At 75.1% G+C, this 26,531-nt stretch carries 27 protein-coding genes; 11 read left to right on the forward strand and 16 right to left on the reverse strand.

The genetic code is table 11. From position 1 onward, the window contains the following. Positions 1 to 71: 71 nt before the first annotated feature. Complete coding sequence (locus ECOMGDLI_RS25270; protein ID WP_088319618.1) at positions 72 to 1,679, forward strand: IS1182 family transposase; 1,608 nt, start codon at positions 72 to 74, stop codon at positions 1,677 to 1,679. A gap of 191 nt (positions 1,680 to 1,870) precedes the next feature. Here ECOMGDLI_RS25270 and ECOMGDLI_RS25275 read toward each other — a convergent pair whose 3' ends face one another. Continuing rightward, entirely contained in the window at positions 1,871 to 4,795 is a 2,925-nt protein-coding gene (locus ECOMGDLI_RS25275; RefSeq protein WP_088319619.1) for a BTAD domain-containing putative transcriptional regulator, read from the reverse strand. A 105-nt stretch (positions 4,796 to 4,900) separates the two neighbouring features. On the opposite strand from ECOMGDLI_RS25275, the gene ECOMGDLI_RS25280 reads away from it, so the two are divergent. Continuing rightward, positions 4,901 to 6,370 (forward strand): MFS transporter, encoded by a 1,470-nt coding sequence (locus ECOMGDLI_RS25280; RefSeq protein ID WP_088319620.1) that lies wholly within the window; start codon positions 4,901 to 4,903, stop codon positions 6,368 to 6,370. Further along, a complete protein-coding gene (locus ECOMGDLI_RS25285) occupies positions 6,367 to 7,488 on the forward strand; it encodes a lipase family protein (RefSeq protein ID WP_088319621.1) in 1,122 nt (373 codons plus the stop codon). Before ECOMGDLI_RS25280 ends, ECOMGDLI_RS25285 begins: the two co-directional genes overlap by 4 nt. On the opposite strand, the gene ECOMGDLI_RS25290 is transcribed toward ECOMGDLI_RS25285, so the two are convergent. Further along, positions 7,485 to 8,063, reverse strand: a complete 579-nt coding sequence (locus tag ECOMGDLI_RS25290) for a histidine phosphatase family protein (RefSeq protein WP_233153625.1) — start codon at positions 8,061 to 8,063, stop codon at positions 7,485 to 7,487. The genes ECOMGDLI_RS25285 and ECOMGDLI_RS25290 overlap by 4 nt on opposite strands. Before the next feature lie 151 nt (positions 8,064 to 8,214). On the opposite strand from ECOMGDLI_RS25290, the gene ECOMGDLI_RS25295 reads away from it, so the two are divergent. Next, on the forward strand, positions 8,215 to 8,595 hold the full coding sequence (locus ECOMGDLI_RS25295; protein WP_143447929.1) for an STAS/SEC14 domain-containing protein: 381 nt from the start codon (positions 8,215 to 8,217) through the stop codon (positions 8,593 to 8,595). A 33-nt stretch (positions 8,596 to 8,628) separates the two neighbouring features. On the opposite strand, the gene ECOMGDLI_RS25300 is transcribed toward ECOMGDLI_RS25295, so the two are convergent. Together ECOMGDLI_RS25300 and ECOMGDLI_RS25305 are read right to left on the reverse strand one after the other, a co-directional pair. Beyond that, complete coding sequence (locus ECOMGDLI_RS25300) at positions 8,629 to 9,828, reverse strand: DUF445 domain-containing protein (RefSeq protein WP_088319640.1); 1,200 nt, start codon at positions 9,826 to 9,828, stop codon at positions 8,629 to 8,631. 133 nt (positions 9,829 to 9,961) lie between these two features. Further along, entirely contained in the window at positions 9,962 to 10,432 is a 471-nt protein-coding gene (locus ECOMGDLI_RS25305; RefSeq protein ID WP_198955164.1) for a MarR family winged helix-turn-helix transcriptional regulator, read from the reverse strand. A 64-nt stretch (positions 10,433 to 10,496) separates the two neighbouring features. On the opposite strand from ECOMGDLI_RS25305, the gene ECOMGDLI_RS25310 reads away from it, so the two are divergent. Beyond that, positions 10,497 to 10,859, forward strand: coding sequence for a cupin domain-containing protein (locus ECOMGDLI_RS25310; RefSeq protein WP_088319624.1), 363 nt, complete (start codon positions 10,497 to 10,499; stop codon positions 10,857 to 10,859). A gap of 23 nt (positions 10,860 to 10,882) precedes the next feature. Here ECOMGDLI_RS25310 and ECOMGDLI_RS25315 read toward each other — a convergent pair whose 3' ends face one another. From ECOMGDLI_RS25315 to ECOMGDLI_RS25325, 3 genes are all read right to left on the reverse strand, one after another. After that, a complete protein-coding gene (locus ECOMGDLI_RS25315) occupies positions 10,883 to 11,266 on the reverse strand; it encodes a hypothetical protein (RefSeq protein ID WP_088319625.1) in 384 nt (127 codons plus the stop codon). Between the two features lie 101 nt (positions 11,267 to 11,367). Beyond that, positions 11,368 to 12,873: an amidase family protein gene (locus ECOMGDLI_RS25320; protein ID WP_088319626.1), complete on the reverse strand. Its 1,506-nt coding sequence runs from the start codon at positions 12,871 to 12,873 to the stop codon at positions 11,368 to 11,370. Between the two features lie 99 nt (positions 12,874 to 12,972). Continuing rightward, the gene (locus ECOMGDLI_RS25325; protein WP_088319627.1) at positions 12,973 to 13,203 is read right to left on the reverse strand and encodes a hypothetical protein; all 231 of its coding nucleotides are present in this window, start codon (positions 13,201 to 13,203) and stop codon (positions 12,973 to 12,975) included. A 136-nt stretch (positions 13,204 to 13,339) separates the two neighbouring features. Here ECOMGDLI_RS25325 and ECOMGDLI_RS25330 point away from each other — a divergent pair, with 136 nt between their 5' ends. From ECOMGDLI_RS25330 to ECOMGDLI_RS25340, 3 genes are all read left to right on the forward strand, one after another. Further along, positions 13,340 to 14,035, forward strand: coding sequence for a type 1 glutamine amidotransferase (locus ECOMGDLI_RS25330; RefSeq protein ID WP_158221150.1), 696 nt, complete (start codon positions 13,340 to 13,342; stop codon positions 14,033 to 14,035). Positions 14,036 to 14,173: 138 nt separating this feature from the next. Then, positions 14,174 to 14,956, forward strand: a complete 783-nt coding sequence (gene fabG, locus ECOMGDLI_RS25335) for a 3-oxoacyl-ACP reductase FabG (protein ID WP_233153627.1) — start codon at positions 14,174 to 14,176, stop codon at positions 14,954 to 14,956. Between the two features lie 58 nt (positions 14,957 to 15,014). Continuing rightward, complete coding sequence (locus tag ECOMGDLI_RS25340; RefSeq protein ID WP_088319642.1) at positions 15,015 to 15,509, forward strand: DUF4396 domain-containing protein; 495 nt, start codon at positions 15,015 to 15,017, stop codon at positions 15,507 to 15,509. A gap of 18 nt (positions 15,510 to 15,527) precedes the next feature. Here ECOMGDLI_RS25340 and ECOMGDLI_RS25345 read toward each other — a convergent pair whose 3' ends face one another. Continuing rightward, a complete protein-coding gene (locus tag ECOMGDLI_RS25345; RefSeq protein ID WP_088319629.1) occupies positions 15,528 to 16,112 on the reverse strand; it encodes a YdeI family protein in 585 nt (194 codons plus the stop codon). After that, entirely contained in the window at positions 16,112 to 17,425 is a 1,314-nt protein-coding gene (locus tag ECOMGDLI_RS25350) for an ArgE/DapE family deacylase (protein WP_088319630.1), read from the reverse strand. Before ECOMGDLI_RS25350 ends, ECOMGDLI_RS25345 begins: the two co-directional genes overlap by 1 nt. A gap of 89 nt (positions 17,426 to 17,514) precedes the next feature. Here ECOMGDLI_RS25350 and ECOMGDLI_RS25355 point away from each other — a divergent pair, with 89 nt between their 5' ends. Beyond that, the gene (locus ECOMGDLI_RS25355; RefSeq protein WP_233149661.1) at positions 17,515 to 17,946 is read left to right on the forward strand and encodes a BLUF domain-containing protein; all 432 of its coding nucleotides are present in this window, start codon (positions 17,515 to 17,517) and stop codon (positions 17,944 to 17,946) included. A gap of 110 nt (positions 17,947 to 18,056) precedes the next feature. Continuing rightward, positions 18,057 to 18,302, forward strand: a complete 246-nt coding sequence (locus tag ECOMGDLI_RS25360) for a PLDc N-terminal domain-containing protein (protein WP_088319631.1) — start codon at positions 18,057 to 18,059, stop codon at positions 18,300 to 18,302. On the opposite strand, the gene speB is transcribed toward ECOMGDLI_RS25360, so the two are convergent. The 4 genes from speB to ECOMGDLI_RS25380 all read right to left on the reverse strand — a co-directional run bounded on the left by speB (position 18,278) and on the right by ECOMGDLI_RS25380 (position 23,675). Beyond that, positions 18,278 to 19,294: an agmatinase gene (speB, locus tag ECOMGDLI_RS25365; protein ID WP_088319632.1), complete on the reverse strand. Its 1,017-nt coding sequence runs from the start codon at positions 19,292 to 19,294 to the stop codon at positions 18,278 to 18,280. The genes ECOMGDLI_RS25360 and speB overlap by 25 nt on opposite strands. 93 nt (positions 19,295 to 19,387) lie before the next feature. Beyond that, positions 19,388 to 20,536, reverse strand: coding sequence for a (Fe-S)-binding protein (locus ECOMGDLI_RS25370; RefSeq protein ID WP_088319633.1), 1,149 nt, complete (start codon positions 20,534 to 20,536; stop codon positions 19,388 to 19,390). Then, a complete protein-coding gene (locus ECOMGDLI_RS25375; protein WP_088319634.1) occupies positions 20,533 to 21,945 on the reverse strand; it encodes an FAD-binding oxidoreductase in 1,413 nt (470 codons plus the stop codon). The genes ECOMGDLI_RS25370 and ECOMGDLI_RS25375 overlap by 4 nt, the downstream gene beginning before the upstream one ends. Then, positions 21,942 to 23,675 (reverse strand): L-lactate permease, encoded by a 1,734-nt coding sequence (locus ECOMGDLI_RS25380; RefSeq protein ID WP_088319635.1) that lies wholly within the window; start codon positions 23,673 to 23,675, stop codon positions 21,942 to 21,944. The genes ECOMGDLI_RS25375 and ECOMGDLI_RS25380 overlap by 4 nt, the downstream gene beginning before the upstream one ends. 197 nt (positions 23,676 to 23,872) lie before the next feature. Between ECOMGDLI_RS25380 and ECOMGDLI_RS25385 the strand changes: the two genes are divergently transcribed. Then, positions 23,873 to 24,646, forward strand: coding sequence for a FadR/GntR family transcriptional regulator (locus ECOMGDLI_RS25385; RefSeq protein WP_088319636.1), 774 nt, complete (start codon positions 23,873 to 23,875; stop codon positions 24,644 to 24,646). Positions 24,647 to 24,719: 73 nt separating this feature from the next. Here the strand turns inward: ECOMGDLI_RS25385 and ECOMGDLI_RS25390 are convergent, their stop codons facing one another. The 3 genes from ECOMGDLI_RS25390 to ECOMGDLI_RS25400 all read right to left on the reverse strand — a co-directional run. Continuing rightward, entirely contained in the window at positions 24,720 to 25,565 is an 846-nt protein-coding gene (locus ECOMGDLI_RS25390) for a hypothetical protein (protein ID WP_088319637.1), read from the reverse strand. 80 nt (positions 25,566 to 25,645) lie between these two features. Further along, on the reverse strand, positions 25,646 to 26,071 hold the full coding sequence (locus ECOMGDLI_RS25395) for a pyridoxamine 5'-phosphate oxidase family protein (RefSeq protein ID WP_088319638.1): 426 nt from the start codon (positions 26,069 to 26,071) through the stop codon (positions 25,646 to 25,648). A 172-nt stretch (positions 26,072 to 26,243) separates the two neighbouring features. Beyond that, positions 26,244 to 26,531 (reverse strand): LysM peptidoglycan-binding domain-containing protein (locus tag ECOMGDLI_RS25400; RefSeq protein WP_143447931.1); only part of this gene is annotated, 288 nt, incomplete at its 5' end.

Consider the following 26,531-nt stretch of genomic DNA (forward strand, 5'->3'; position numbering starts at 1 on the left):
CTAGGAGCCTGCTGAACAAAACGCCGACCGGGGTCCGTCGCTGACCTTGGTCGGTGGGTCAGGCTTGGTTCGTGCAGGGCGCGAGTGATGGGCAGCGTGAGCTGCTGGATGTGGAGTCGTTGGCGGGGCATCTGCTGCCGGCCGGGAGCGTGTTCTCGTTCCTGGCCGAGCACCGGAGCCGGTTGTTCCCGCCGGTGATGTTCGAGGACTTGTTCCCGTCGGGGCGGGGCCGTCCGAGTCTGCCGCCGGAGCTGGTGGCGTCGGTGCTGGTGCTGCAGACGTTGCACGGGTTGTCGGACCGGGAGGCGGTCGAGGCGGTCACGTTCGACCTGCGGTGGAAGGCCGCGGTCGGGCTGGCGGTGACCGACGCGGGGTTCCATCCGACGACGTTGACGTACTGGCGGTCCCGGCTGGCGGCCTCGAAGGCCCCGGACCGGATCTTCGACGCGGTCCGGGACGTGGTCGCCGCGACCGGGGTGCTGACCGGCAAGACCCGCCGGGCGCTGGACTCCACCGTGCTCGATGACGCGGTCGCGCGGCAGGACACGGTGACCCAGCTGATCGCCGCGGTCCGTCGGGTCGGGCGGGTGGTGCCCGGCGCCGCAGGCCTGGTCACGACGGTGTGCACCGGCTATGACTACACGCGCACGGGGAAGCCGGGCATCGCCTGGGACGACGAGCAGGCCCGCGAAGACCTGGTGTCGGCGTTGGTCAACGACGCCCTCGCACTGCTCGCCGCCGTCACCGACAGCCTCGAGGAGCACGGCGGGATCGAGTCACTGGAACCGGAGGCGGCGCAGGCGGTCGCGTTGCTCGCACTGGTGGCCGGGCAGGATGTGGAGCCGGCCGAGGACTCCGACGGGACCGACGGGCGGTGGCGGATCGCCCGCCGGACCGCCCCGGACCGGGTGATCTCGACCGTCGATCCCGAGGCCCGGCACGCGCACAAGACCCAGCACCGCCGGCAGGACGGGTTCAAGGCCCACGTCGTCGTCGAACCCGACACCGGCCTGATCCTGGGCACCGAACTGACCAAGGCGTCCGGCGCCGACAGCAGCGACGCCGCCGTCGGACAGCGACTGCTCGGCCTCGCGCAGTCCGTTGACCGCACCGGAGCCAAGGGTGACAGGTTCGAGGTGCTGGCTGACTCGGCGTACGGCAGTGGACCGATGCTGGCCGCGGTCGACGCAGCCGGCCACACCGCGGTCATCAAGCCGTGGCCGCTGAAGTCGCTGATCGAGAACGGGTTCACGATCGCAGACTTCACCGTCGACGAGACCGACGGCCAGTACGGGAGCGTGACCTGCCCGGCCGGGGTCGTGCGCGCAATGACCCGTACCCGGGCCGCGAACTTCAAGGCGGTCTGCACCGGCTGTCCGTTGCGAGCCCGCTGCACGACCTCACCGCACGGACGGAAGGTCAACGTCGGCGAGCACGACGCCCTGCAACGCACCCACCGGGCCCGAGCCGCCGACCCCGGCTTCCAGGCCGTCTACCGCCAGCACCGGCCGATGGTCGAACGCTCCATCGCCTGGCTCACCCGCGGCAACCGACGTGTCCCGTTCCGCGGCATCGCCAAGAACAACGCCTGGCTGCACACCCGCGTCGCCGCGCTCAACCTGCGCCGGCTCCTGGTCCTGGGCCTGCGGCACGACGCAGGCCACTGGGTCCTGGCATAGCCCCGGACCGGGCCGCCAAGACCCAGCACCAGCACCAGCCCCTTGACCCGTCACGAGCACCAGGAGCACGCTCGACCCGGCGAGGAGGGCGAGCTCTCTCCACTCCGCAAGGAGACGTGACCGCCGCTAGACGGCCTTGAGCCCCCTCCTCGCCGCCCAGGCCCTCGATACGCGCCTTGTTCAGCAGGCTCCTAGCGGTCCGGCGGTTCCGGCGCCGGCCCGGGCCGACCCGGGTCGGCCCGGTCGTGCGCCGCGCTCCTGATGAGCCGGGCCAGCTCCCGACCGGGTGCCAGCGCGGCGGTCCAGGACGGTGCCGGCAGTCCGGCCAGCCCGTCACGGGCCCGGCGCACGGCCTCCTCCTGCACGGCGAGGAGCACCAGCCCCGTCCGCGCCCCCAGGGCGACCGCGCCCTCGAGGACGTCGGGCGCCGCGGGGTGCCGCAGCGCTGCGAGGGCGCACGCGGCGCCGAGGTAGACGCCTGCGGTCTTGCGGTCCTCGAGCTCCGCGGACCCGGCGGAGACGACCCGGTCGAACTCCTCCAGCGCGACCTCGGGGTGGCCGGTGAGCAGGCTCGTCCAGGCGTGGTGGAGCCGGAGGAACGTGGGCACCTCGTCGGGCCCGAGCCGCTCGAGGGCCTGGGTGACGACGTCGGCGGCGGCGTCCGGCGCACCCATCGCGAGCTGCGCCCAGGCCAGGTTGCCCGCCACCGAGGCCGTCGCGAACACCGACCCGGAGCGGCTCACGAGGGCCCAGGCCTGCCGCGAGGCGTCCAGGGCCTCCTCCGGGGCCAGCGGTGCCGCGCAGGAGGCGAGCACCCCCCAGGCGTCGGCCTGCCGCTCCTCGGTCGTCCGCCGGGCGGCGACGACGGCGGCCCGGGCGTGCTCGAGCGCGCCGGCATGGTCACCGGAGACCGTCCGCACGACCCCGGCGATCATGAGCGCGCTGACCAACCAGGCGGCGTCGTCGTGCTGCGTGAGGACGGGGATCACGCCGGCGAGCTCGGCGCTGACGACCTCGGGGGCGTGGTGCTGGAGCAACGCGGCGCGCATCGTCGTCACCCGCGCCTCCTCCAACGGTGACAGCAGCCCCGAGGCCAGGGCCCGCCCCGTCCATCGCAGCCCGGGGCCGAGCATGTCGGTGAAGATCCAGAGCCTGCTCAGGGTGAGGGTCAGGTCGACCACCGCGCGGCCGTCACCCACGTCGTGGGCGTCGCGCAGGGCGGCGAGGTAGTCGGCGTGGTGCCTGCGCACGTCGAGCAGGAGCGCGTCGCTGCGCAGCGCCCCGCGCCACGTGCCCGCGTGCAGGGCCCGGTGCCGCGCGACCACCCGCGCCAGGTCGCCGGTCGCCGCCAGCCGGTCGTGCGCCAGGTCCCGGACGGGGCGCGGCAGCCGGTAGGCCAGGGAGCCGCCGACGCGTTCGGTGTGGACGAGCGCCTCGCGGACCAGGGCCCGCAGCCCCTGGTCGACGTCCACGTCCGGGCCGCACACCAGCTGCGCCGCCGGGCGGTGGAAGGAGCCGACGAACACCGCCAACCGGTACAGGACCGTGCGCTGCTCCTCGGGCAGGCGGTCGACGCTCCAGGCGATGGTCGCGTGCAGCGTGCGGTGGCGCCAGGAGCGGTCCGGCTCGTGCGACGCGAGGTCGAGCGGACTGGCCACGAGCATGGCGAGCTCGTCGACGGACCGGGTCGCGGCGTGCGCCGCCAGCAGCTCCAGCGCGAGGGGCAGTCCGTCCACCTGCCTCGCGAACTCCGCCAGTCGCAGGATCGTCGGGTCGTCCATGACCAGCCCGGGCGCGTGGTCCAGGATCCGCTCGCCGAGCAGCGCGACCGCGGACGCCTCTCGGGAGCGTGCCGCATCCGCGCCGACGGCCGGGCAGACCAGCGGCGCGAGCGGGTGCACCGCCTCACCGATCACACCGAGAGGCCGTCGGGACGTCGCGAGGACCGTGAGGCGGGGGCAGCGGTCGAGCAGGCCGCGGACCAGGCCCGCCACCGTCGCCACGTCGTGCTCGGCCTCGTCGAGCACGAGCAGCAACCGCCGGTCGCCGATCGCGGCGGCGACCGTGCCGAGCGGGTCCTGCGCCCCGAGCGCCAGCCCCAGGGCGAGCCCGACGTCCTCGGCCACCTCCTCCGGCGTCGACGCGCCGTGACCGGCGAGGTCGAGGTAGACCCGCTCGAGCCCCGGACCGACGCCGTGCCAGACCTCGGTCGCCAACCGCGTCTTGCCGACGCCGCCGAGCCCGGTGACGGTGACGATCCGTCGGGTCCGCAGCAGCTCCAGGACGCGGGCGAGGTCCTCGCTCCGCCCGACCGACCGGGTCCGGGGTGCCGGCGGCGCCGGGGGTGGCGGGGCTGCCGCCGGACCGTCCGGTGCGGCGCGCACGGGGGCCACGGTCCCGTCCGTCCGGAGGAGCTCCAGGTGCAGCTGCTGCGCGCGTGGTCCGGGGTCGATGCCCAGCGCCTCGCGGAGGGTCACCCGCAGCCGTTCGAAGCACAGCAGCGCGTCGCTGCGCCGTCCGGCGGCCGCCGCGGCCGTCATCGCGATCTCGTACCCGCGCTCGCGCAAGGGGTCCGCCTGCATCAGCTGCCCGGCCACGAGCAGCGCCTCCTCCAGCGCCGCAGCATCCGGGAGGGATGCGAGGTCCTCCCCGAGCCGTTCCAGTGCGAGCGTCCGGAGCTCGACGAGCCGCGCCACCTCGGGGCCGACGATCTCCTGGCCCACGTCGGAGAACGGCTGTCCGCTGCGCCACAGTCCCAGCGCCTCGCGCAGGAGCGGGACCGCGCGCCCCGGGCCGCGCCCACGGGCGCGTGACACCAGCTCGGTGAACCGGTCGGAGTCCAGCTCCGCGGGGCCGAGCCGGTAGCCGTTGTTCGTCCTCAGGACGGCGCCGGCGCCCAGGGCCCGGCGCAGCCGGGCCACCTGCGTGTGGACGACGGCCACGGACAGCCCCGCCGCCCCGGGGCCCCACACCTGGTCGAGCAGGACGGCGGGCTCGACCCCCTGCCCGCGCCGCAGCAGGAGCGCCGCGAGCAGGTCCTTCGAGCGACGCCCGGACGGCGTGACGTCGCGGCCGCCGTCGAGCACCAGGAGCTCGCCCAGGACCGCAATCCGCACAACCCGGATCTTTCCACGCGGTCCTCCGGCAGACCCGTGACAGATGCGTGACAGGGCCGCCCCGCACGCTCGGGCACGACGACAGTCAGAAAGGACCGGAACGACATGTCACAGTCACGAGAGGTCGCAGCGGACCTGCACGAGGGGACGGGCCTGCGGCTGAGCCGGGCGGCCGTCCCCCTGATCTGCCTGGCGCAGCTGATGGCCACCCTGGACGTCACGATCGTCAACCTGTCGCTGCCGACCGTGCAGGACGCCGTCGGCCTGTCGAACGCCGGGCTGGCGTGGGTGGTCGACGCCTACACGCTCGCGTACGGCGGGCTGCTCCTCGTCGGCGGGCGGGCGGGCGACCTGCTCGGGCACCGCCGGACCCTGATGGCCGGCATCGCGCTGTTCACCGTGGCGTCCGCCGTGGCGGGGCTGGCCGACGGCCCCGAGGTGCTGCTGGCGGCCCGCGCGGCCCAGGGGGTCGGAGCCGCGCTTGCCACCCCCACGACGCTCTCGCTCATCACGACGCTCGTCCCGGCCGGGGTCCGGCGGACGCGGGCGATGGTCGCGTACGGCTCGATGGCCGGGGTCGGCATCACGCTGGGGCTGGTCCTCGGCGGGCTGCTCACCGAGTACCTCTCGTGGCGGTGGGTGTTCCTCGTCAACATCCCGCTGGGGATCGCCGTGCTCGTCGCCGCGCCCCGGGTGCTGCCGGACACCCGCGGCCGGCGCCGGCGGCTCGACGTCGTCGGGGCGCTGCTCGGCACGGGCGCGCTCTCGCTGCTCGTGTACGCCGTCATCGACGCGGGCGCGCAGGGGTGGGGGGACGGCGTCTCCACGGCGTCCTTCGCGGGCGCCGCGGTGCTGCTCGCCGCCTTCGCCTTCGTGGAGTCCCGGGCGCCCGAGCCGACCCTGCCGCTGCGGCTGCTGCGGCACCGCGTCAGGCTCGGCGCCTACCTCGTCGGCGGCCTGCTGTTCGCATCGCTCTACCCGGCGTTCTTCCTGCTCAGCCGCACGCTCCAGGACCTGCGCGGGCTCGGTCCGGTGGACGCGGGCCTGAGGTTCCTGCCGATCGGCGTGGGCGTCCTGGCGTTCGCCCTCGCGACCCGCCGGCTCATCGCGACGACCGGTCCGCGGCTGATGGTCCTCGTCGGCACGATCGCCACGGCCGTCGCGGCCGTGGCGCTGGTGGGGCTCGAGCCGACGACCAGCTACCCGCTCGTCCTCGTGCCGTGCCTCGTGGGGCTCGGGGCCGGGGTCGGCACCACCTTCGTGGCCACGGCGGCGCTGTCCATGACCGACGTCCCCGAGGAGGACGCCGGGATCGCCGCGGGCCTGCTCAGCACGTTCCAGGCCGTGGGCGGCTCCGTCGGGGTCGCGGTCGTCGCGTCCCTGGCGGCGGCCCGCACGGAGCAGCTGCTCGGTGCCGTGGACGGCCGGCCCACGCCGGCCGCCGTCCGCGAGGCCCTCATGTCGGGGTTCGGCCGCGGCTTCACCGTGACGGCCCTGCTCGCGGCGGCGGCGGTCGTCGCCGCCGCGGTCACGGCGCCCGGCCGCGGGTCCGCGCCGCGCGGGAGCGCGTCGTGAGCCGCCCGTCGCAGGACCCGTTCTACGCAGAGGTGCGGTCGGAGCCCGGGCCGGGACTGCCCGTGCGGGTCCGCCCGGTCGACGTCGACTGCGGCGTCACGGTCGCGGGGTGGCAGGTCGTCCACGGGTCGACGGACACCCGCGGCCGGTCCAACGCCGTGTCCGGGACCCTCCTCGTCCCGGCGCGACCCGCGGCCGCCCCGGGGCCGCGACCGGTCGTCAGCTACGGCGTGGGCGTCCACGGCCTCGGGCGGGACGCGGCCCCCAGCCACCTGCTGCGCCGCGGTCTCGAGCCCGAGCTCGCGCAGATCCGGCTAGCCCTCGAGCAGGGCTGGGCCGTCGCGGTGTCGGACGGCGAGGGCCTCGGGATGCCCGGACCGCACACGTACGGCGCCGGCCGGGCAGGCGGTCAGGCCCTGCTCGACATCGCCCGGGCCGCGGTGCACGTCGTCCCGGACGTGACGGCGGACAGCCCCGTGCTGGTCTGGGGCTACTCCGAGGGAGGGCGCAACGCGGCCTGGGCCGCCGAGCTGCAGCCCGGGTACGCCCCGGAGCAGCGCCTCGTCGCCGTCGCGGCCGGCGGCGTCCCCGCCGACCTGCGCGAGGTCGCCGCAGCGATCGACGGCGGTCCGTTCAGCGCGCTGAACCTCGCCGTGCTCGTCGGGCTCGCGCACGCGCATCAGGAGCCAGCGCTCATGGCGGTCCTCACCGACGCCGGTCGCACGAGGGCCGCGCGCGCCGCGACGCTCGACGTGGTCTCGCTGGTCACGGGGTTCCCGGAGCCGCTGCGCGCCCACACCTGGCGGGACGAGCCGTGGGACGAGCCCGCGTGGCGGGCGGTGCTCGCCGCCGAGCGCAACGGCGCCCACCGCCCCCGGGTGCCGATGTACGTCTACCACGTCGCCGGCGACGAGATCGTCCCGACGCACGTCGGGCGTTCGCTCGCGGAGTGGTACGTGGGCCTGGGCGCCGAGGTGACGTGGGCCGACGTCGTCGCGGACGACCACCTGACGGGTGGGCGGCAGGGAGCGCCGGCCGCCGTGGCGTGGCTGGCGGCGCGGTTGGGCGACGCGGACGCGGACGGTGCGTCCCCGGGGCGGGCGGAGGAGGTGGCCTAGCCGTTCCAGCTGCGGATCGTCGGCGTCCCGCGGTCGGTGCCCAGCACGCTGATCCGCGCCGGCTCGAGCTCGAGGTGCTCGGCGAGGACGGCGTCCAGGCCGCACCAGCGGACGGCCAGGATCCGCAGGAAGTGGCCGTGCGCGACGACGAGGGCCCGTTCGCGCGTCCGCTCCCGGAGCAGCGCGACGACCTCGTCGGCGCGCGCGGCGACCTCGTCGAGCGACTCGCCGCCGACGACCTCGCTGCGCCACACCGACCAGTCGGGGACGCCCAGCCGCTCCCGGATCTCGGCCCGCGTCATGCCCTCGAGGTCGCCGTAGTCCCACTCCCTGACGAGGGGCTCCACCTCGGGGTCGCTCACACCGGCGAGCTCCGCCGTCCGTCGCGCCCGCCGCAGCGGGGAGACCAGACGCAGGTCGAAGTCGACGGCGTCGAGCCGCCACTTCGCGGCGAGCGCCTCGGCCTCGCCCTCGTCCGTCAGCGGGATGTCGGTGCGACCGGTGTGCCTGCCGTTCCGGCTCCACTCGGTCGGCCCGTGCCGGACCGCCCAGACCTCGATGCCCTCGTCGCTCACGCGGCCGATCCTGCCCGATCCCGGGTCACCCGGCCGGAGCAGCCGGCCGCCGCGCCGCTCAAGGGGCGTCCCACGGCCTCCGATGAACCGCAGGACGTGAACCGCCAGACGTGAACCGCCAGGTGTGGGCCGCAGCGCAGGTCCGCGAGTCGTGACGACGAGAGGCAGGCCCGTGCCCGGCTGCGAGTGGCGCGAGGAGCCCGACGGGTTCCGGTACCTGTTCGTCGACTACCGGAGCCTCGACGCCGAGGGCCGGTACGCGGCCCTGCAGGAGAGCGCCGCGGAGCTCGCCGCCCACCCCGGGATGCGCTCGCTCGTCGACGTGAGCGACATGGAGTTCGACCCGGCCTGGTTCAAGGCGGTCAAGGAGGCCAACCCGCCGTTCACCGCCGACGGGCCGCGGGTCGCCGTGGTCTGCGCGGGCCGTGAGCCGGCGGCGCGGACCCGCCTGCTCGCGTTCCTCGCCGGGGGCGACCAGTCACGGCCGTTCGACACCCACGACGAGGCGCTCGACTGGCTCCGGCAGCAGTGACCGCGGCAGCGGCGACCGCAGGGTCGGGATCGGTCAGACCCGCCCGCTGAGCGTCGACAGCGCGTGGATCGCCAGGCCGGCGAGCGCGCCGACGACCGTGCCGTTGATCCTGATGAACTGCAGGTCGCGGCCCACGTGCAGCTCGATCCGCCGGGAGGCCTCCTCGCCGTCCCAGCGCTCGACCGTCTCCGAGATGAGCGACGTGAGCTCCTCCCGGTAGGTCGCGACGACGTGCCCGACGGCGTCGACGACGTAGGTGTCGACCTTGCCCTGGAGGCCGGCGTCCGTGGCGAGCCGGCGCCCGAACGCGAGCAGGCCCGCCCGGGCGCGCTGGCGCAGGTCGCTGTCCGGGTCCTCGGTGGCCTCGACGAGGACCGCGCGGACGCTCGCCCAGAGCTGCTCGATGCCGTCCCGGACGCCGGGGTGCGTCACGAGCCGCTCCTTGAGCGCCTCCGCCCGCTCGATGGTCGCCGGGTCGGTCTGCATGTCCTTGGCGAAGCGGCCGAGGGCGTCGTCGAGCGCGAGCCGGGCCCGGTGCTTCGGGTCGTCCCGGACGTCGACGACCCACTTCAGGGCCTCGACGTACACCCGGCGGGCCAGCCGGTCGTCGAGCCACTGCGGCGTCCAGAGCGGCGCCCGGTCGAGCACGAGCGACTCGACGAGGTGCTCGTGCTCGCGCAGCCACGCCTCGAGCTCGACGAGCGTCAGGTCGACGAGCCGGTGGTGGGCGCCGTCCGCGACGACCCGTTCGAGGAGCCGGCCGGCCGGCGGCCCCCACGGCCGGGAGAGGACCGGGCGCAGGACGACGTCCTCGAGCAGGGTCGCGACCTCGTCGTCGCGCAGCACGCGCAGCGCCCCGCGGGTCGCGGTCGCGAGCTCGGCGGTGACCCGCTCGGAGTGCGCGTCGTCCGAGAGCCACGTGCCGACCCGCTGCGCGATCCGGGCCCGGGCCACCCGCTCGCGGACGACGGTCTCGGCGAGGAAGTTGGTGCCGACGAACTCCTGGAGGCTGCGGCCCAGGGCGTCCTTGCGGGTCGGGATGAGCGCGGTGTGCGGGATGGGCAGGCCGAGCGGACGACGGAACAAGGCCGTGACGGCGAACCAGTCGGCGAGCGCCCCGACCATCGCGGCCTCGGCCCCTGCGTTGACGTAGCCGAGCGCGCCGTCCCGCCCGAGGGTCAGGGCGTAGACCACCGCCGCCAGCCCGAGCAGGGCGAGGGCGACGGACTTCATCCGCCGCAGGCCGCGCCGGCGCTCCTCGTCGGCCGCCGAGACCGGGATCACCGGTCCGGTCGCCAGATCGCTCACCCGTTCACTCTCCTGCCCCGCAGCGGACCCGTCCACCGCGCACGGGCAGCGGGTCCGTTCACCACGACGGTCGCAGCGGCCCGCTGGTTCCCGCGGCGGACAGCGCGGACCTCAGGGCGGCGAAGCCCTCGTCGCCGAGGCGGGTCCGCCAGCCCTCGACGGTTTCCGTGGCAGCCTCCTCGGCGGCCCGGGTGCACGCGACGCCGCGGGCGGTGAGCACGAGCAGCCGGGACCTGCCGTCGTCCGGGTCGGGGCGGCGCTCGACGTACCCGCGGTCGACGAGGTGCTGGACCAGCTCCGCGGTCGCCTGCTTGGTGATGCCGAGGTGCTCGGCGAGCCGCGCGGCCGTCGTCGGCCCCCGGCTGATGAGCGAGAAGGCGAAGCCGTGCGCCGGCCGGACGTCGTCGAAGCCGCGCCGGAGCACGCCGGTCTGCACACCGTCGACGAGTGCCGCCGACATCCGCAGGACGCCGGTCGCGACCTCCCAGGCGGCGGCCGGACCTCCGACCCCGTCGTCCCTCTTGACCATATAGACAGGTTACCTGACTATTGAGGTCAAGTGGTCAAGCAGCCTGTCTACCTGGAGGTCCACCGTGCCCGTCCTCAGCCCCGACACCTTCGAGATCCACGGCAGCACCTTCGTCTCGTACGCCCGCACCGGGCGGGGCAGCAGCCAGCTGTGCGCGTGGCGGCTCGAGGTCCCGCCCGGGACGACCGGGGTGCCGCACCGGCCGGACCGCGAGGAGGTGCTGCTCGTGCTGTCGGGCGAGCTGCACGCCACCGTGGACGGCACGCCCGCGACCCTGGGGCCGGGCGAGGTGCTCCTCGTGCCGGCCGGCGCGCTGCTGTCCGTCGACGCCGGCCCGGACGGCGCCACCGCCTGGGTGACGACGACGCCCGGACTGTCGGCGGTCACCGCCGACGGCACCCGCCTGCGGCCGCCGTGGGCCCAGTAGCGGCCGGCCGGCGGCACCCGCGATCAGGTGAGGCCCTCGCTGCTGCGCTCCTCGCCGAGGATCCGGGCGAAGTCCTCGGGGTACTCCTCGGCGAGCCGGTCGAGCGCCCGCACCCGGGCCCGGCGGGCCCGCACCTCGTGGTCGCCGCGGCCGCGGACGTCCCGCGGGGCGATGTTGCGGACCGCCGGGGTCACGGCCGCCGCGGCGGTCGACGGCGCACTGCCGGCGGCGGGACCGGGGGCGTCCGCGTCGACGGAGACCCGCCGCGTCGTCACGGTGCTCGCCGACGCCCGCGGCTTGCGGACCGGGGCCGTGAGGCACGCCCGGCACGTCTCCTCGTCACCGTCGAAGTCCTCGACCGGCTTGATGCTGCGGCACTTCAGGCACCGACGCCACTTCTCAGCCAACTGTCGTCCTCCCACGAACCGCGGCGCCCGTCCCGGCGCTGCGCGGCGGGGTCCACCCTAAGCGCCCCCGGGGGAGCCGCCGTACCAGGGCCCGGCCGCGGTCACGCCGGACGCGCGAGCAGCGGCCCGAACGGCGGCGTCCCGAGCCGGCCGAGCGCCTCCTCGGCGGCCTTGGCGGCCCGCAGGAGGAAGAGGTCGGCGCCCGGGCGGGCGGCGAGCTGAAGCCCGACCGGCACGTGGACGCCGTCCGCGGTCTGCGCCATCCCCGCCGGCAGCGACAGCGCCGGGACCCCGGTGACCGACAGCCGGGTGCAGGCGCGCATCCAGTCGGTGTAGCGCTGCATGGGGACGCCGTCGACGACCGTGACCCACTCCTGCTCGACGGGGAACGGCAGCACCTGCGCGGTCGGCGCGACGAGGAGGTCGTAGCGGTCGAAGAAGGCGTGGGTGCGGCGGACGAGCTCGGTCTCGGCGGCGAAGGCGTCGGCGACCTGGTCGGTGCGGATCGCCAGCCCCTCGCGGATCTCGAGCTGGACGGTGCCCTTGAGCCGGCGCACCTCCTCCGGCCCGAGCCTGCGGCCGAGGTCACTGGCGTACATGAACGCGCGCAGGGCGGCGAAGGTCTCGTCGACCCCGTCGACGGGCGGGTCGGCCTCCTCGACGTCCCAGCCGAGGACGGCGAGGGTGTCGGCCGCGGCCCGCACGGCGAGACGCACGGCCGGGTCCACGGGCAGGCCGCCGAGGTCGGGGCTCAGGGCCACCCGCAGCGGGCGGCCGGTGCGCTCGCCCGGACCCGAGGCGTCGAAGGGCGGCAGCGGGTGCAGCGGCGGAGCGAACGCCGGGCCCGGCTCGGGCAGGGAGAGCATCCCCAGCGGGTCGGGGCCGGCCATGACGGACAGGCCGAGCGCGACGTCGTCCACGCAGCGGCCGATCGGCCCGTGGGTCGGCATCCGGTGGTGCTGGTGCCCCGGGCCGCTGTTCGGCACCCGGCCCACCGAGGGCCGCAGGCCGACGACGCCGCAGAAGCCGGGCGGGTTGCGCAGCGAGCCCCCGACGTCGGAGCCGTCGGCGAGCGACACCATCCCGGTCGCCACCGCCGCGGCCGCCCCGCCGCTCGACCCGCCCGCGGACAACGCCGGCGCCCACGGGTTGCGCGTCACCCCGAAGACCGGGTTGAACGTGTGCGACCCGGCCCCGAACTCCGGGGTGTTCGTCTTGCCGATCGTCACCGCGCCGGCGGCGACGACGCGCGCCACGACCGGGTGGTCGGCGTCCGGCACGTGGTCGGCGAAGACCGGTGACCCGTACGTCGTCCGGATGCCGCGGGTGTCGTTCAGGTCCTTGAACGCCGTGACGAGACCGTGGAGCGGGCCGTGGAACTCGCCCCGGGCGGCCGCAGCGTCGCAGGCCGCGGCCTCTGCCTCGGCACGCTCCCAGGTGCGGGTGACGACGGCGTTGACGACGCCGTCGAGGGCCTCGACCCGGGCCCGGTGCGCCGCGAGCAGCTCACGGGCGGAGAGCTCCTTGGCGCGCAGCAGCGCGGCCTGCTCGACGGCGGGCAGGTCGCAGACGGTGGTGTGCTCGAGGGACGTCCCGGGTGCGGTCACGGCGACATCCTCGCGGAGCGGAGGCAGCGGCGGCACGGGCGACAGCCGCCGAATCCGGCCGGGGCCGCCCGGCGTGGTGCCACAGGACGGTCGTCCGGATCAGGAAGGGGTGTCCAGGTCGTCCAGCGAGGTCGCCGCGAGCACCGACCGCAGGGCACCGGCCTGGTGCGCCAGCCGTTCGGCGAGGGCCGGGATCCGCTCGTCCGCTCCGAAACGCTCCCTGAGCAGCTCGACGAGCATCTCCTCGCGGCCTTCTTCCCGGCCGCGCTCCACGAGGAACTTCCCGCTGTCGGTCTGCGCGTAGAACTCCGCGACGCTCTCCACGGTCATGCCGACCTCCCTCCGGATCTTGTCAAGAATAGGCGCGTCGAGGCGGGCCCGTCCGCCTCGCCGTCCACAGCCTGTGGACAACCCTGGCCCGGTCGGGGGCTGTGCGGGGACGTCCGCAGCCGCGACACTGCGCCTCGTGAGAGCTCTGGTCATCTGCCACGAGGAGGCGGCGGCACCCGCCGTCATCGGCCGCCTGCTCGTCGAGCGCGGTGTCGACGTCACGCAGCACGTCGTCCTGCGCGCCGACGGGTCCCCGCCGGACACCGCGTTCCCGGCGCTCGACGGCTTCGACCTCGTGCTCTCGTTCGGGTCGTTCGCGAACGCCTACGACGAGTCGGTGCGGGCGTGGGTCGACCCGGAGGTCGCGCTGATCCGGACCGCGCTGGAACGGGACCTGCCGTTCGTCGGGGTCTGCTTCGGCGGTCAGCTGCTCGCCGAGGCCCTCGGCGGCCGGGTCGAGCGGGCGCCCGTCACCGAGATCGGCGCCGTCCGGATCGAGGTCGCGGACGCCGTCGCGGACGCCGTCCCGGCGGGCCCGTGGTTCACGTGGCACGAGGACCGGGTCGTGCTGCCGGACGACGTCGAGGTGCTCGGCCGTACGGACGTCGCCGTCCAGCTGTTCCGCCGCGGCCGGGCCGTGGGACTGCAGTTCCACCCCGAGGCCGAGCACGACCTCATCGCCGGCTGGGCCGCGATGGGTCCGGACCACCTCCCCGACGGCCTCACGACCGACGAGCTGCTCGGCTCGTGGAAGGTGAGCGAGGAGCAGGCGCACGAGAACTGCGCCCGGCTCGTCGACTGGCTCGTCGAGACCCACGTGCCGCGACCCTGAGCGACGCCCCGGAGAGCCGCCCTGCGGCCGGTCTCGACCGCCGCGTGGCGGGGGTCACGCAGCGGTGCACCGGGCGTCGGGTAGAACGGTGGGGGCCGCGGGACCCCCGGCCGAGCCGAGGCGAGGGAGCCAGGACCGATGAGCGAGACACCGATGACCGCAGCAGCACCGTCCGGCCGGGTCTCGATCGTCACCGGGGCGGCCCGCGGGATCGGCGCCGCGGTCGCCCGGCGGCTGGCCTCCGACGGGTTCGCGGTCGGCGTCCTCGACCTCGACGAGGCGGCCTGCGCGGGCACCGTGGGCGCGATCGAGGCCGCGGGCGGCAGGGCCGTCGCGGTCGGTGTCGACGTCGCCGACGCGGACGGCGTCGCGGCGGCGGTCGCGCGGGTCGCGGAGACCCTCGGGGGGCCGACCGTCCTGGTGAACAACGCCGGCATCACCCGGGACAATCTGCTCTTCAAGATGACCGAGGACGACTGGGACTCGGTGATGAACGTCCACCTGCGGGGCTCGTTCCTCATGAGCCGGGCCTGCCAGAAGTACATGACCGAGGCGAAGTGGGGCCGCATCGTCAACCTGTCGAGCACCTCGGCGCTCGGCAACCGCGGCCAGGCGAACTACTCGGCGGCGAAGGCCGGCCTGCAGGGCTTCACGAAGACCCTCGCGATCGAGCTCGGCAAGTTCGGCGTCACGGTCAACGCGATCGCCCCGGGCTTCATCCAGACCGACATGACGAAGGCGACGGCGGAGCGGCTCGGCGTCCCGTTCGAGGCGTTCATCGAGCACTCGGCCAAGGAGATCCCGGTCGCGCGCGTCGGCCAGCCCGAGGACATCGCTGCGACCGTCTCGTTCTTCGCGCGCGACGAGGCGGGCTTCGTGTCCGGCCAGGTGGTCTACGTGGCCGGCGGCCCCAAGGACTGATCCCGCGCCGGGCGCGATGTCCGGAATGAATACCCCCGGTGGGTATGTTGTGAGCGGCATGACAGATCACGCCTCCCACTCGATGCACGGCGGCCACGACGCGTCCGCCGACCCTCCGGGGCTCACCCGGCTCGCCGTCACGGCCACGCTGCACTGCCTCACGGGCTGCGCGATCGGCGAGGTGCTCGGCCTCGTCGTCGCGACGGCGCTCGGCTGGTCGAACGGGCCGAGCATCGCGCTCGCCGTCGGCCTCGCGTTCCTCATCGGCTACGGGTTCACGCTCGTCCCGATGCTCCGCTCCGGCCTCGCGTTCGGCGCCGCGCTGGGCATCGCGTTCGCCGCGGACACCGTCTCCATCACGACGATGGAGGTCGTCGACAACGCCGTCGTCCTGCTCGTCCCCGGTGCGATGGACGCCGGGCTCACCTCGGCGCTGTTCTGGGGCTCGCTCGTCGCGTCGCTCGCGGTCGCGTTCGTCGTGACCGTGCCCGTCAACCGCGCGCTCATCCGGCGCGGCAAGGGACATGCCGTCGTGCACCGGTACCACCACTGAGCGAGCCGGTCGCAGCCGTCACGCCAGCGACGGGATCTTCCGCCCCTCCCGCGAGCACTCGACGAGCGTCATGAGCCGGCGCAGCCTCGTCGCGGGCCGCTTCGCACTCACCACCCAGTACGTCGCGAGCCGGCGGTACCCCGCGGGCGCCGCGCCGAACCAGTCCCATGCGGCGGCATCGGCGCGGAAGAGCGCCTCGTGCTCCGGCTCGAGGACGGCGTGCTCGCGCTGCTCGTAGGACGCCTTCGCCGTCCGCTCCTCGGTGCGGGCGGCGAAGGCGGCACGACCGGCGTCCGTCATCCGCCCCTCGGACTCCAGCCGCTCGACGAGGTCGACGTTGACCCGGCTCCAGTGGCTGCCAGGGCGGCGCGGCGTGAACCGGATCGAGTACGCGTCGGGCCCGAGCGAACGCCGGACGCCGTCGATCCAGCCGAAGCACAGGGCCTCCTCGACCGACTGCGGCCATGTGAGGGACGGCGTCTCGGTGCCCTTCTTGTGGAACCCGACGAGGAGCTCGGACGCGGTCGCGGCGTGCTCGGCGAGCCAGCCGCGCCAGGCCGCGGGCGTCGCGAAGAACCGCGGCTCACCGGGAGCGTCCGCCATCAGCGCGTCCCGCAGTGCCGCAGCACCATGAGCGCGAGCGCCCGCGCCGTCGCGTGCATCTCCTCGACCGGCACGTACTCCCGGGCGGTGTGCGCCTGCCGGACGTCCCCCGGGCCGAGGTGCAGCGTCGGGACGCCGGCGGCCGCGTAGAGCCGCAGGTCGCTGCCGTAGGGCCCGCCGCGCGGGGCCGGCTCGGGGCCACCGGTCACGGTCGCCCAGGCCTGCTGGGCGGCGCCGAGCAGCGCGTGCCCGGCCGGCAGCCGGCCGCTCGCGAACTGCCCGCCGGACCACGTGACCCGCACCGGGTGGTCGCGCAGCCAGGCGTCGCCGGCGCAGACCTCCGCCACCCGCGCCTCGAACGCGGCCCGGGCGTCGTCCGGGCTCTCGTCGAGCCGGACGCCGTACCGCCCCTCCGCGACGAGCGCGTCCGGCACGGTGCTCGCCCAGTCGCCCGCCCGGACCACCCCGATCGACAGCGGGTACGGGATCTCGTAGCCGGCCATGAGCGGGTCCGGGTCGGCGCACCGCTCGCGCTCGAGGTCGAGCAGGGCGGCGTGCACGCGGGCGAAGGCCTCGATCGCGCTGACGCCCTCGTAGCGCGACGAGCCGTGCGCGGCCCGCCCCGGCACGTCGAGCCGGAACGTCAGCGCACCGGCGTTCGCCGTGACGACCCGGCGGCCGGTCGGCTCGGGGATGACGCACGCGTCGCCCACGTGGCCGCGGGCCAGGGTCCCGAACGCCCCGAGGCCGCCGTCCTCCTCGCTGACGACGCTGTGGAACGCGACGGTGCCGCGCAGCCGGACACCCGCCCGATGCACGGCCTCGAGCGCGGCGAGGGCCGCGACGACCCCGGCCTTCATGTCGCACGTGCCGCGGCCCATGACGGCCTCGCCGTCGGGGGTCGCGACGACGCGGGCCGCGAACGGGTCGGCGTCGCCCCAGGCGGACAGGTCGCCGGCCGGCACGACGTCCACGTGGCCCTGGAGCACGAGCGACGGGGCGTCCTGCGCGCCGTCCGGCCGCAGCGTCCCGACGAGCCCCCAGGCCTCGTCGCGCGGCGCCTCCGTGCCGGGGAAGCCGGCGTCGGCGCGCAGGGCGTCGAGGTCCATCCGCCACAGGTCGACGTCCGCGCCGAGCGGACCGAGCCGGTCCGCGACCCAGCGCTGCGCGTCCCCCTCGGCGGCCGTCCCGGTGACGCTCGGGACCGCCACGAGGTCGACGAGGTCCGCGACGAGCCGGCCCTCGCGGGCGGTGTCGTCGAGCGCGGAGAGCACCCGCGCCTCGACGTCGGTGAGATCGCCCGCAGCAGTCATGCCCGTGACTGTAGACAGCAGCGGGGTCAAGGAGACCGCGGTCCGTGCCGATGGCCCCGGCACAGGAGCAATCGGTCGACGGAGGCACCATGTACCGGGTCATCTACGCGAGCCGCGCGACTGCGGAAATGTCGGACATCGAGCTCGAGGGCCTGCTCGTCGAGGCGCGGATGCGCAACGAGCTCGAGGACCTCACCGGGCTGCTGCTCTACTTCGGCCCCGACCTCGCCGACGCACCGAGCTTCCTCCAGGTGCTCGAGGGCGAGCGCGAGGCCGTCGAGACCGTCTACGAGCTCATCGCCCGCGACCGCCGGCACCGCGACGTCCGCCTCGTCGCGGCCGGCGACGTCGAGGAGCGGATGTTCCCGGACTGGCGGATGGGCCTGGAGTACGTGACCTACGACGACCTGGCCCGCGCCGTCCCCGGGCTCGGCACGCCGGACCGGCCGCTCGTCGTCATGGCCGAGCTCGTCACCGACCCGGTCCGCGCCGAGCAGCTCCTCGTCACCGCGACCTACTGAGCGGCCGGGGACCTGCGCCTCTCGCGGCGGGCCCCGGACGGCGGCAGGCTGGGTACGGCGTCCGGATCTGCCCGTCCGGGCGCCGCCCCCGTCCGAGGCAGGTGGCACCGATGCGCGCACGCTCCTGGTCCGACCTCCCCCGGTGGCAGCGCACCGGGATCCTCGCCCTCGGCTCCGCCGAGCTGGCCCTCACCGCGACCGCGGCGGTCGACCTGTGGTCCCGGCCGCGCACCGAGGTCAACGGCGTCAAGGCCCGGTGGTGGCCGGTGCTCCTCATCCAGCCGTTCGGCCCGGTCGTCTACCTGCTGCGCGGCCGCCGTCGGCCAGGTGCTCAGCGGCCGTCGAGCAGCGGCTGAGCCGGGTCGAAGGGCGGCATCGTCCCGGCCTCGACGGCGCGCTTACGGGCGATCGCCGAGAGCGCCTCGAGGACGACCCGGCTGCCGAGCATCGCCGTGACGTCGGCGTGGTCGTGGTCGGGCGAGACCTCGACGACGTCGAGGCCGACGACGGGCAGCTCGAGGCAGATCCGGCGGACGGCGTCGAGCAGCTGGCGGCTCGTGAAGCCGCCGGGCTCGGGGGTGCCGGTGCCGGGGGCCATCCCGGGGTCGACGACGTCGACGTCGACGGACAGGAACACCCCGTCGCACTCGTCGGTCGCGATCGTGAACGCCTCGGTGAGCACCTCGTCGAGACCCCGGTGGACGACCTCGGTCATCTCGTAGGACCGCATGCCCTGGCCCGCCATCCAGCCGAGCGTCTCGGGCCCCGGCCAGTAGCCGCGCAGCCCGATCTGGAGGAACCGGTCGCCGCGCGCCGCGCCGGACTCGATGAGCCGGCGCATCGGCTGGCCGTGGCCGAGCAGCGCCCCGAACTCCATGTCACCGGTGTCGGCGTGGGCGTCGAAGTGGACGACGCTCACCCGGCCCCAGCCGACGGCCCGGGCGCAGCCGGTGACGTCGGGCAGGGCGATCGAGTGGTCGCCGCCGAGGACGACGGGGATCTTGCCGGCCGTGGCGACCTTCGTGACGACCTGCTCGAGGGCGTCGAGGGACTTCGCGATGTCGCCGGAGTACATCTCGACGTCGCCCATGTCGACGACCGCGAGGTCCAGCAGGCCGTCGGTGCGCAGCGCCATCGAGGGCCGCGACCCGTCGAACCCGAGGTAGCAGGCGGCCCGGATCGCCCGCGGCCCGAAGCGCGCCCCGGCCCGGTTCGACGTCCCGCCGTCGAACGGGGCACCGATGACGACGGCCTGCGCGTCGGCCCACGTGCTCTCGTCGTCGATGTCGCACATCGGGACACCGAGGAACGTGTAGTCGGGGCCGAACATCGTGCCGTACCGCGCCATCGCGCACCTCACCGCCGTCAGGATCCGCCGTCGGGAACGGCACCGTCCGTCCCGCCGGGCATGTCTACCACGCCCGGCGGGACGCACCTGCGGTCAGGCCGCCGGCCCGCCGCCGGCCCTCAGCGCGACCGCCAGCAGCTCCGCGAGGTGCAGCACCGTCGTCCGTGACCGGCGGCGGCGCAGGCCCTCGACGAGCTGCTTCTGGCAGACGACGTTGACGACGACGAGGTGGTCCAGGTCGGCCGCCTCGATCTCGTCGAGGTGGACGTCGAGCACCGCCCGGGAGTCCTCCGGCCGCAGCATCGCGTACGTCCCGGCGGAGCCGCAGCACCGCCCGGCGGACGGCAGCTCGACGTAGTCGGCGACCCGGGCGACGAGGTCACGCGGCGGCCGGACGACGCCCAGCCCGTTGCGCAGGTGGCACGAGTCCTGCAGCCCGACCCGGGCCCGGCGGCCGCCGGCCCGGACCTCGCCGAGCGCGGGGGCTGCGTCCGGTGCGGCGTCCCAGCGTTCGACGAGGAACTCCGACAGCTCACGGACCCGGTCCCGGCCGAGCACGTGCGCGAGGTGCGTCGCGCAGCCGCCGGCCGTGACGAGCACCGTGCCCGGCATCCGGCGGCCGAGCTCGGTGGCCAGCCGGACCCCTTCCGCCGAGTCACCGTTGTGCCCGTGCAACGCTCCGCAGCAGCCCTGCCCGGACGGCACGTCGACCGCACCCGGCAGGAGCTCCACGACGGCCCGCGAGACGCCGGGGAACAGCGCCCGCTCCGCGCAGCCGAGCACGAGGTGGACCCGGTCGGCGTCGGGCGGCCCGGTCCGGCGGGCGGCGCCCCGCAGCACCCCCGCGGCGGTGATCGCCGCGGTCACACCCGTCGCCGCCCGCAGGGCCCGGGCCCGCACCGGCGCGCGCCGGCCCCGCCACTGGTGGTCGCGCCACTGCTCGAAGAGCGCCCCGTACTGCACCCCGGCCGGGCAGACCGGCTCGCACGCACGGCAGCCGAGGCAGAAGGACGCCTGCTCGACGAGCGTCGGGTCGTCCTCGTCCAGCCGGCCCTCCTCGAGGGCCCGCATGAGGGAGATCCTGCCGCGGGGGCTGGCGCGCTCGTCCTGGGTCAGCGAGTACGTCGGGCAGGCGGGCAGGCAGAACCCGCACGAGATGCACGCCGACAGCAGGTCGGCGTCGAAGATCCCCCGCGTGGCAACGGGTTCCGCCCCGGCGGGTGCCTCCTCCGGGCCGCTCACGAGCCGAGCTTCCCGGGGTTGAGGATGCCGGCCGGGTCGAACGCCGTCTTGAGCCGGCGCAGCAGCGCGAGCTGGTCGTCGCCGAGCCGGGCCCGCAGGTAGGGCCGTTTCGCGGCGCCGACGCCGTGCTCGCCGGTGATCGTGCCGCCGAGCTCCATCGCGGCCGCGAAGACGTCGGCGAAGGCGGCCTCGGCGCGTTCCCGGACGTCGCCGTCCGCCGGGTCGAAGACGATCGTCGGGTGCAGGTTGCCGTCCCCGGCGTGCCCGAACGTCGCGCAGACGACATCGTGCCGCGCGGCGATCGCGTCGATCCGGTCGACCATCTCGGCGAGCCGCGGCCGCGGCACGGTCGCGTCCTCGAGCATCGTCACCGGTGCGAGCCGGGCGAGCGCCGGCAGCGAGCAGCGCCGCGCGGTGAGCAGCGCCTCGGACTCTGCGACGTCGCGAGCGGTCGTGACGCCGCGGGCGCCGATCGCGGCGCACGTCGTGCCCATCCGCTCGAGCGAGCGGGCCACGACGTCGGCCGCCCCGTCGTCCCCGAACAGGAGCAGCGCCCCGGCCGCCCGGTCCAGCCCGAGGCCGGCGAAGTCCTCGACGGCGTTGATGCAGCGGTTGTCGAGGAACTCCAGCGTCGCCGGGAGCACGCCGTCCGCGATGATCTGCGCGACGGCGCGGCCCGCGTCCGCGAGGTGGTCGAAGTAGGCCACCCCGGTGCCGGACGCCGCGGGCAGCGGCAGCAGCCCGACGGTCACCTCGGTGATGACGGCGAGAGTGCCCTCGGACCCGGTGAGCAGCCGCGTGAGGTCGTAGCCGGCGACGTCCTTCCACAGCCGGCCACCGGTCCGGATCACCTCGCCGGTCGGCAGCACGACCTCCAGCCCCAGCACGTAGTTGCGGGTCACGCCGTACTTCAGGCCGCGCAGCCCGCCGGCGCACATCGCGACGTTGCCCGCCACGGTGGAGACCGTGCGGCTGCCGGGGTCGGGTGCGTAGAGCAGGCCCTGCGCGGCGGCCGCGTCGGACAGCGCCGCCGTGGTGGCGCCGGCCTGGACGACGGCGAGCAGCTCGGCGCCGCTCACCTCGAGCACCTTGTTCATCCGCGTCAGCACGAGCACGATGCCGCCGTGCTCGGGGATCGTCGCCGCGGCGAGGTTCGAGCCGGCCCCCCGCGGCGTCACCGGGATGCCGAGCCGGGTCGCGAGCGCGAGGACGGCACTGACCTCCTGCGTGGTCGCGGGCAGCACGACGGCGTCGGGACGCCCGCGGAACAGCGGCGTCGCGTCGCGCGAGTAGACCTCCACGTCGCCGTCCGTGGTGAGCACGTACCGCTCGCCGACGATGCCGCGCAACGTGTCGAGGGCCGAGGGGTCCAGACCGGTGCGCGCCGCTGGGGTCGTCGCGGGAGTCATGGCAGCATCCAACCGAGAACCGGCGTCGACTGCAGGTAGACCATCGTGCAGAGGAAGAGCAGCAGCCCGAGGCTCCACGGCAGCACCCGGCGCAGGATGGCGGACTCCTGGCCGTCCAGGCCCGCCGCGCTCGCCGCGATCGTCAGGTTCTGCGGGCTGATCATCTTGCCGACGACGCCGCCCGTCGTGTTCGCCGAGACGAGCAGCGTCGGGTCGATGCCGGCCTTGGCGCCGGCCGTCGCCTGCAGCTTGGCGAAGAGCGCGTTGGCGCTGGTGTCCGAGCCGGTGACGGCGGTGCCGATCCAGCCGAGCACCGGGGAGAGGAACGCGAACAGGGCGCCGGTGCCGGCGATCCAGGTACCGATCGTGATCGTCTGGCCGGAGAAGTTCATCACGTAGGCGAGCGCGAGAACGCTTGCCACCGTGAGGATCGCGAGCTTCAGCTTGTCGAGGGTGCGGACCAGGTCGGCGACGGCCGCGGCAGGGGCGACCCGGTACACGAGCGCCACGACGACACCGCAGAGCAGCAGCAGCGTGCCGGGGCCGGAGAGCCAGCCGAAGGTGTAGACGGTCGAGGTGATCGCCTTGCCGGACGCCGAGAAGACGTGCCCGTCGAGGCCCGGCCACGGCACCTTCCGGTCGGTGCCGGCGAGGAACTCCTTGACCGGGACGACGAGCTTGGAGACCGAGAACACGGCGATGACGAGCAGGTAGGGGAACAGCGCCATCCAGACCCGGCCCTGGGTCAGCCGGCCGGTCGCGGCCGTCGCCACCGTGCCGGGCCCGCCGGTCGCCCGGCCCGCCGCCGTCGCCTCGGCGTGCTCCTGCGCACGGCCCGCCGCGAGCCGCTCGTGCGCCTCGCGCGCACCGACCGGCGTCCAGACCCGCACGAACAGCACGGTCGCGCCGAGCCCGACGAGCGCGGCGACGATGTCGGTCAGCTCGACGGACAGGAAGTTCGACGTCGCGAACTGGGCGAGCCCGAACGACAGCCCGGTGACGAGCGCGGCCGGCCACGCCTCGCGCAGGCCGCGGACGCCGTCCACGACGAGGAGCAGCAGCAGCGGGACGACGCACGCGAGGACCGGCGCCTGCCGCCCGACGACGGCCCCGATGTCGCCGGCCGGGATGCCGGTCAGCGTCGCGGCGGTCGTGATCGGGATGGCGACGGCGCCGAACGCAACCGGTGCGGTGTTCGCGAGCAGCACCGTGCAGGCCGCCCGCAGCGGGGCGACGCCGAGCGCGATGAGCATCGTCGCGGTGATGGCGACCGGTGCGCCGAAGCCCGCGAGCGCCTCGAGCAGGCCGCCGAAGCAGAAGGCGATGAGCACGGCCTGGATCCGGGGGTCCTCCGAGACGACGTCGAACGTCCGGCGCAGGTCCTCGAACCGGCCGCTCGTGACGGTCAGCTGGTAGAGCCACAGCGCCGCGAGCACGATCCACATGATCGGGAAGGTGCCGAAGACGGCGCCCTGCGTCGCCGAGAGCAGGGCGAGCGGGGCCGGCATGGCGTAGGCGAGGACGGCGACGAGGAAGGCGGCGCCGAGACCGGCGAGCGCCGCGACGTAGGCCTTGGTGCGCACGACCCCCAGCAGCACGAAGACGACGACGAGCGGGAGCAGCCCGACGAGCGCGGAGACGGCGAGGCTGCCGCCGACGGGCGAGAGCTGCTGGGTGAAGTCGGCCGCCTGATGGACGGCGGACGGCAGAGCGGACGTCGTAGCGGTCATGGCGTTACCTCCGGCCGGCCGCAGTGCCGGCGCGCTCGGCGCCAGATCGGCACCCCCGATGGATGACCTCACTGTGGTAGGACCACAGCAAGTTGGAGACACCGTAGGGTGTGACTGCACTCACTTCAAAGGGCCCGTCGGCCCGCAAGCGCTTGCACGTCGACGAACGGTCGTCGACGCGGGACGAAAGGGCGGACATGGTGCCGGACCAGGCCTCGACAGGTGCCCTCGACGACGCCGTGGACCCCGCGGACGGCGTGGTGGACGCGGGCTGGGCACCGGTCACCAAGGCCCGCACCTACGAGCTCGTGCTCGACCGGGTCGAGGCCCAGATCACGTCCGGGCGGCTGCGGGCGGGCGACCGCCTGCCGGCCGAGCGCGACCTCGCCGCCGCGCTCGGGGTGAGCCGGGTCGCCGTCCGGGAGGCGATGCGGGTGCTCCAGGCGATGGGCGTCATCACGCAGTCGACCGGCTCGGGCCGGGACGCCGGGACGGTGCTCACCGCGGCCCCGGGCGAGGCACTGACCCGGCTGGTCCGGATGCACGTGCTGCTCGCGAGCGTCGGGACGGCGGACGTCGTCCGCGCCCGGATCGCCCTCGAGCGCGAGTCGGCCCGGCTTGCCGCGACGCACGCCCGCGACGCCGACCACGCCCTGCTCGCCGAGCACCTCGCGGTCATGGACGACCCGGAGTGCTCGCCGGAGACGTTCAACGACCGCGACACCGAGTTCCACGTCGCCATCGCGCACGCGAGCGGCAACCGCCTCGTCGCCGAGATGACCACGGCCCTGCGCAACGCGATGCGCGCCACGCTGCTCGAGCGGCTGCAGGGCGAGGACGACTTCCGGGCCGTCGCCGCCCGGCTCGCCCGGGAGCACCACGAGATCCACGACGCGCTCGTGGCCGGTGAGGGCGCCCGGGCCGCGGACCTCGTCGAGGCGCACATCGAGGGGTTCTACGCCCGACGCTGACGCGCCCGGCCCGGATGGTGCGTCGGGCCGGGCGCGCCGGCGGTGCGGCAGAGGTGCAGGTGCTGAGGAACGGTCAGCGGCCGAGGCCGGCCCGGTCGACCTTGCGGTGGAACCGCATGCCGGCGAGGCCGCCGACGACGGCACCGACGAGCGCGACGACGACGGCGACGAGCAGGCTCAGCAGGCCGGCGGTCGTCACGTCACCCTCGCCGACCGGGATCCGCGGGAACGCGTCGAGCCGGCCGAGGACGTCGTACTGGCTGCCGAGCGCGGCCCCGATGCCGGCCACGAGGAGCGACACGACGACGGTCCAGAGCCAGACGGCGACGCCCTGCTTCGCGCCGTTGAAGCGGGCCATCCGGCCGGCGACGTAGCCGCCGCAGTAGAAGGCCACGAAGACGATGACGGCCAGGGCGATCGCCCCGCCCCAGCCGACGGTGGCGACGTTGCCGGTGGCGGCGTCGACGGCCTGCCCCGGGTCGGTGTTCGTTGCGACGCCGACGGCGGTGCCGGCCCCGGCGAGCAGCGCCGTGAGGATGACGGCCATCCCGGTGGCGGCCAGCCAGCCGAAGAAGGCCGAGCCGATCTTCAGCCCGCCGAATGCCTCCTTCTCACGCTGGACGACGGCCTGCCGGTCGAGCCCGAGCTCCGTGGCGGTGGCGTGCGTGGTCGCGGGGTCGGCGGTGCCGTCCGCGCGGGTGTCCGCTCGGTTGTCCGCGCGGGTGTCCGCGCCGTCCGCGTACTCGGGGCGGGCGAGCTCGTGCCCGTCGTCCCGGCGCACGAGCGTCGGGTCGTCCCGCCGGGCGGACGTGACGTCGTCCCGGTGCCCGTCGGGGTGCTCCGGGGTCGGGCGCCCGTCCGCAAGGGTGCTGTCGGCGCTGCGCGCCCGGTTGCCGGGTGTTCCGGTCGGCGTGCTCATGGACGTGCTCCCCGCCTCGATGATCTGTCAGGCGGTGAGTACCCCCGCAGGTGCGGGACATGCGCGTCCGAGGGCCCGGGTCACAGCGGACCGACGCGCCGCCCGGTGAGGTCGTCGATCTCGAGACGGAGCACGGTGTCGCGCTCGCCGTGGGCCCAGGCCTCGATGGTGTCCCGGGCGCGGGCGACCCGGGCGCCGTCCGTCTCGCGGTGCAGCGTCCCGCTCGCGATGACCGACCAGCCGGACCGGCCCGGGCTGAAGGCGCTGTCCACCTCGTACACCGCGTGGACGGCGCGGCCCTCGTCGGTGAGCGTCGAGAGCAGGGCGTCGGCTCGGGTCCGGAACAGCACGTGCTCGCCCTCGAGGAGGTGGTTGAGGACGACGATGACCGGCCGGCCGTCGACGACGACCGCCATCCGCCCCACGTCGGTGGCCGCCAGGAGTCGGAGGGATGCTGCGTGGTCGACCGACTCGAGGAGCTCCTCGCCGGCCTCTGGCTGCGTCATGGGTCCAGCCTGTGCGTCCGGGCAGCCGGGGGCAAGGCCGTACGTCCGTGTCGCGGGCCCGACTGCGCTGGCCCGACTGCGCTGGCCCGACTGCGCGGGGCCGTGACGGGACCGTGACGACGCTCGGCCCGGCCGCCGGGTCGGGCGGCCGGGCCGGAGGCCGTTCCCGCCGTCAGTCGTTCGGGATGGCGAAGACCTGTCCGGGGTAGATGAGGTCCGGGTTCTTCACGTGGTTGATCTTGGCGATCTCGCGCCAGTCGACCTTGAAGTGCGCCCCGATCTCGCTGAGGGTGTCGCCCTTCTTCACCGTGTACTTGCGGAGCTTGTGCTCCTCGGCGTGCTTCTTCGTCTTCTCGGCGGCCAGGTGGGCCTCGTGCACCGCGTGCACGAGCTTGGCCTCCTCGGCGGCGGCCGCGGCCTCGGCGGCCGCGTCGGCGGCGGCCTGCTGCGCCGCCCAGCG

Origin of the sequence: Kineosporia sp. R_H_3 (assembly GCF_002198675.1) — a bacterium.
In the GTDB taxonomy this organism is placed as follows: domain Bacteria; phylum Actinomycetota; class Actinomycetes; order Actinomycetales; family Kineosporiaceae; genus R-H-3.

Coding starts and splice junctions, on each gene's coding strand:
- ECOMGDLI_RS25280 (WP_088319620.1), top strand. CDS start 4,901: ATGTCACAGTCACGAGAGGTCGCAGCGGACCTGCACGAGGGGACGGGC.
- ECOMGDLI_RS25300 (WP_088319640.1), bottom strand. CDS start 9,828: ATGAAGTCCGTCGCCCTCGCCCTGCTCGGGCTGGCGGCGGTGGTCTAC.
- ECOMGDLI_RS25305 (WP_198955164.1), bottom strand. CDS start 10,432: ATGGTCAAGAGGGACGACGGGGTCGGAGGTCCGGCCGCCGCCTGGGAG.
- ECOMGDLI_RS25325 (WP_088319627.1), bottom strand. CDS start 13,203: ATGACCGTGGAGAGCGTCGCGGAGTTCTACGCGCAGACCGACAGCGGG.
- fabG (WP_233153627.1), top strand. CDS start 14,174: ATGAGCGAGACACCGATGACCGCAGCAGCACCGTCCGGCCGGGTCTCG.
- ECOMGDLI_RS25340 (WP_088319642.1), top strand. CDS start 15,015: ATGACAGATCACGCCTCCCACTCGATGCACGGCGGCCACGACGCGTCC.
- ECOMGDLI_RS25345 (WP_088319629.1), bottom strand. CDS start 16,112: ATGGCGGACGCTCCCGGTGAGCCGCGGTTCTTCGCGACGCCCGCGGCC.
- ECOMGDLI_RS25350 (WP_088319630.1), bottom strand. CDS start 17,425: ATGACTGCTGCGGGCGATCTCACCGACGTCGAGGCGCGGGTGCTCTCC.
- ECOMGDLI_RS25355 (WP_233149661.1), top strand. CDS start 17,515: ATGTACCGGGTCATCTACGCGAGCCGCGCGACTGCGGAAATGTCGGAC.
- ECOMGDLI_RS25360 (WP_088319631.1), top strand. CDS start 18,057: ATGCGCGCACGCTCCTGGTCCGACCTCCCCCGGTGGCAGCGCACCGGG.
- speB (WP_088319632.1), bottom strand. CDS start 19,294: ATGGCGCGGTACGGCACGATGTTCGGCCCCGACTACACGTTCCTCGGT.
- ECOMGDLI_RS25375 (WP_088319634.1), bottom strand. CDS start 21,945: ATGACTCCCGCGACGACCCCAGCGGCGCGCACCGGTCTGGACCCCTCG.
- ECOMGDLI_RS25380 (WP_088319635.1), bottom strand. CDS start 23,675: ATGACCGCTACGACGTCCGCTCTGCCGTCCGCCGTCCATCAGGCGGCC.
- ECOMGDLI_RS25385 (WP_088319636.1), top strand. CDS start 23,873: ATGGTGCCGGACCAGGCCTCGACAGGTGCCCTCGACGACGCCGTGGAC.
- ECOMGDLI_RS25390 (WP_088319637.1), bottom strand. CDS start 25,565: ATGAGCACGCCGACCGGAACACCCGGCAACCGGGCGCGCAGCGCCGAC.
- ECOMGDLI_RS25395 (WP_088319638.1), bottom strand. CDS start 26,071: ATGACGCAGCCAGAGGCCGGCGAGGAGCTCCTCGAGTCGGTCGACCAC.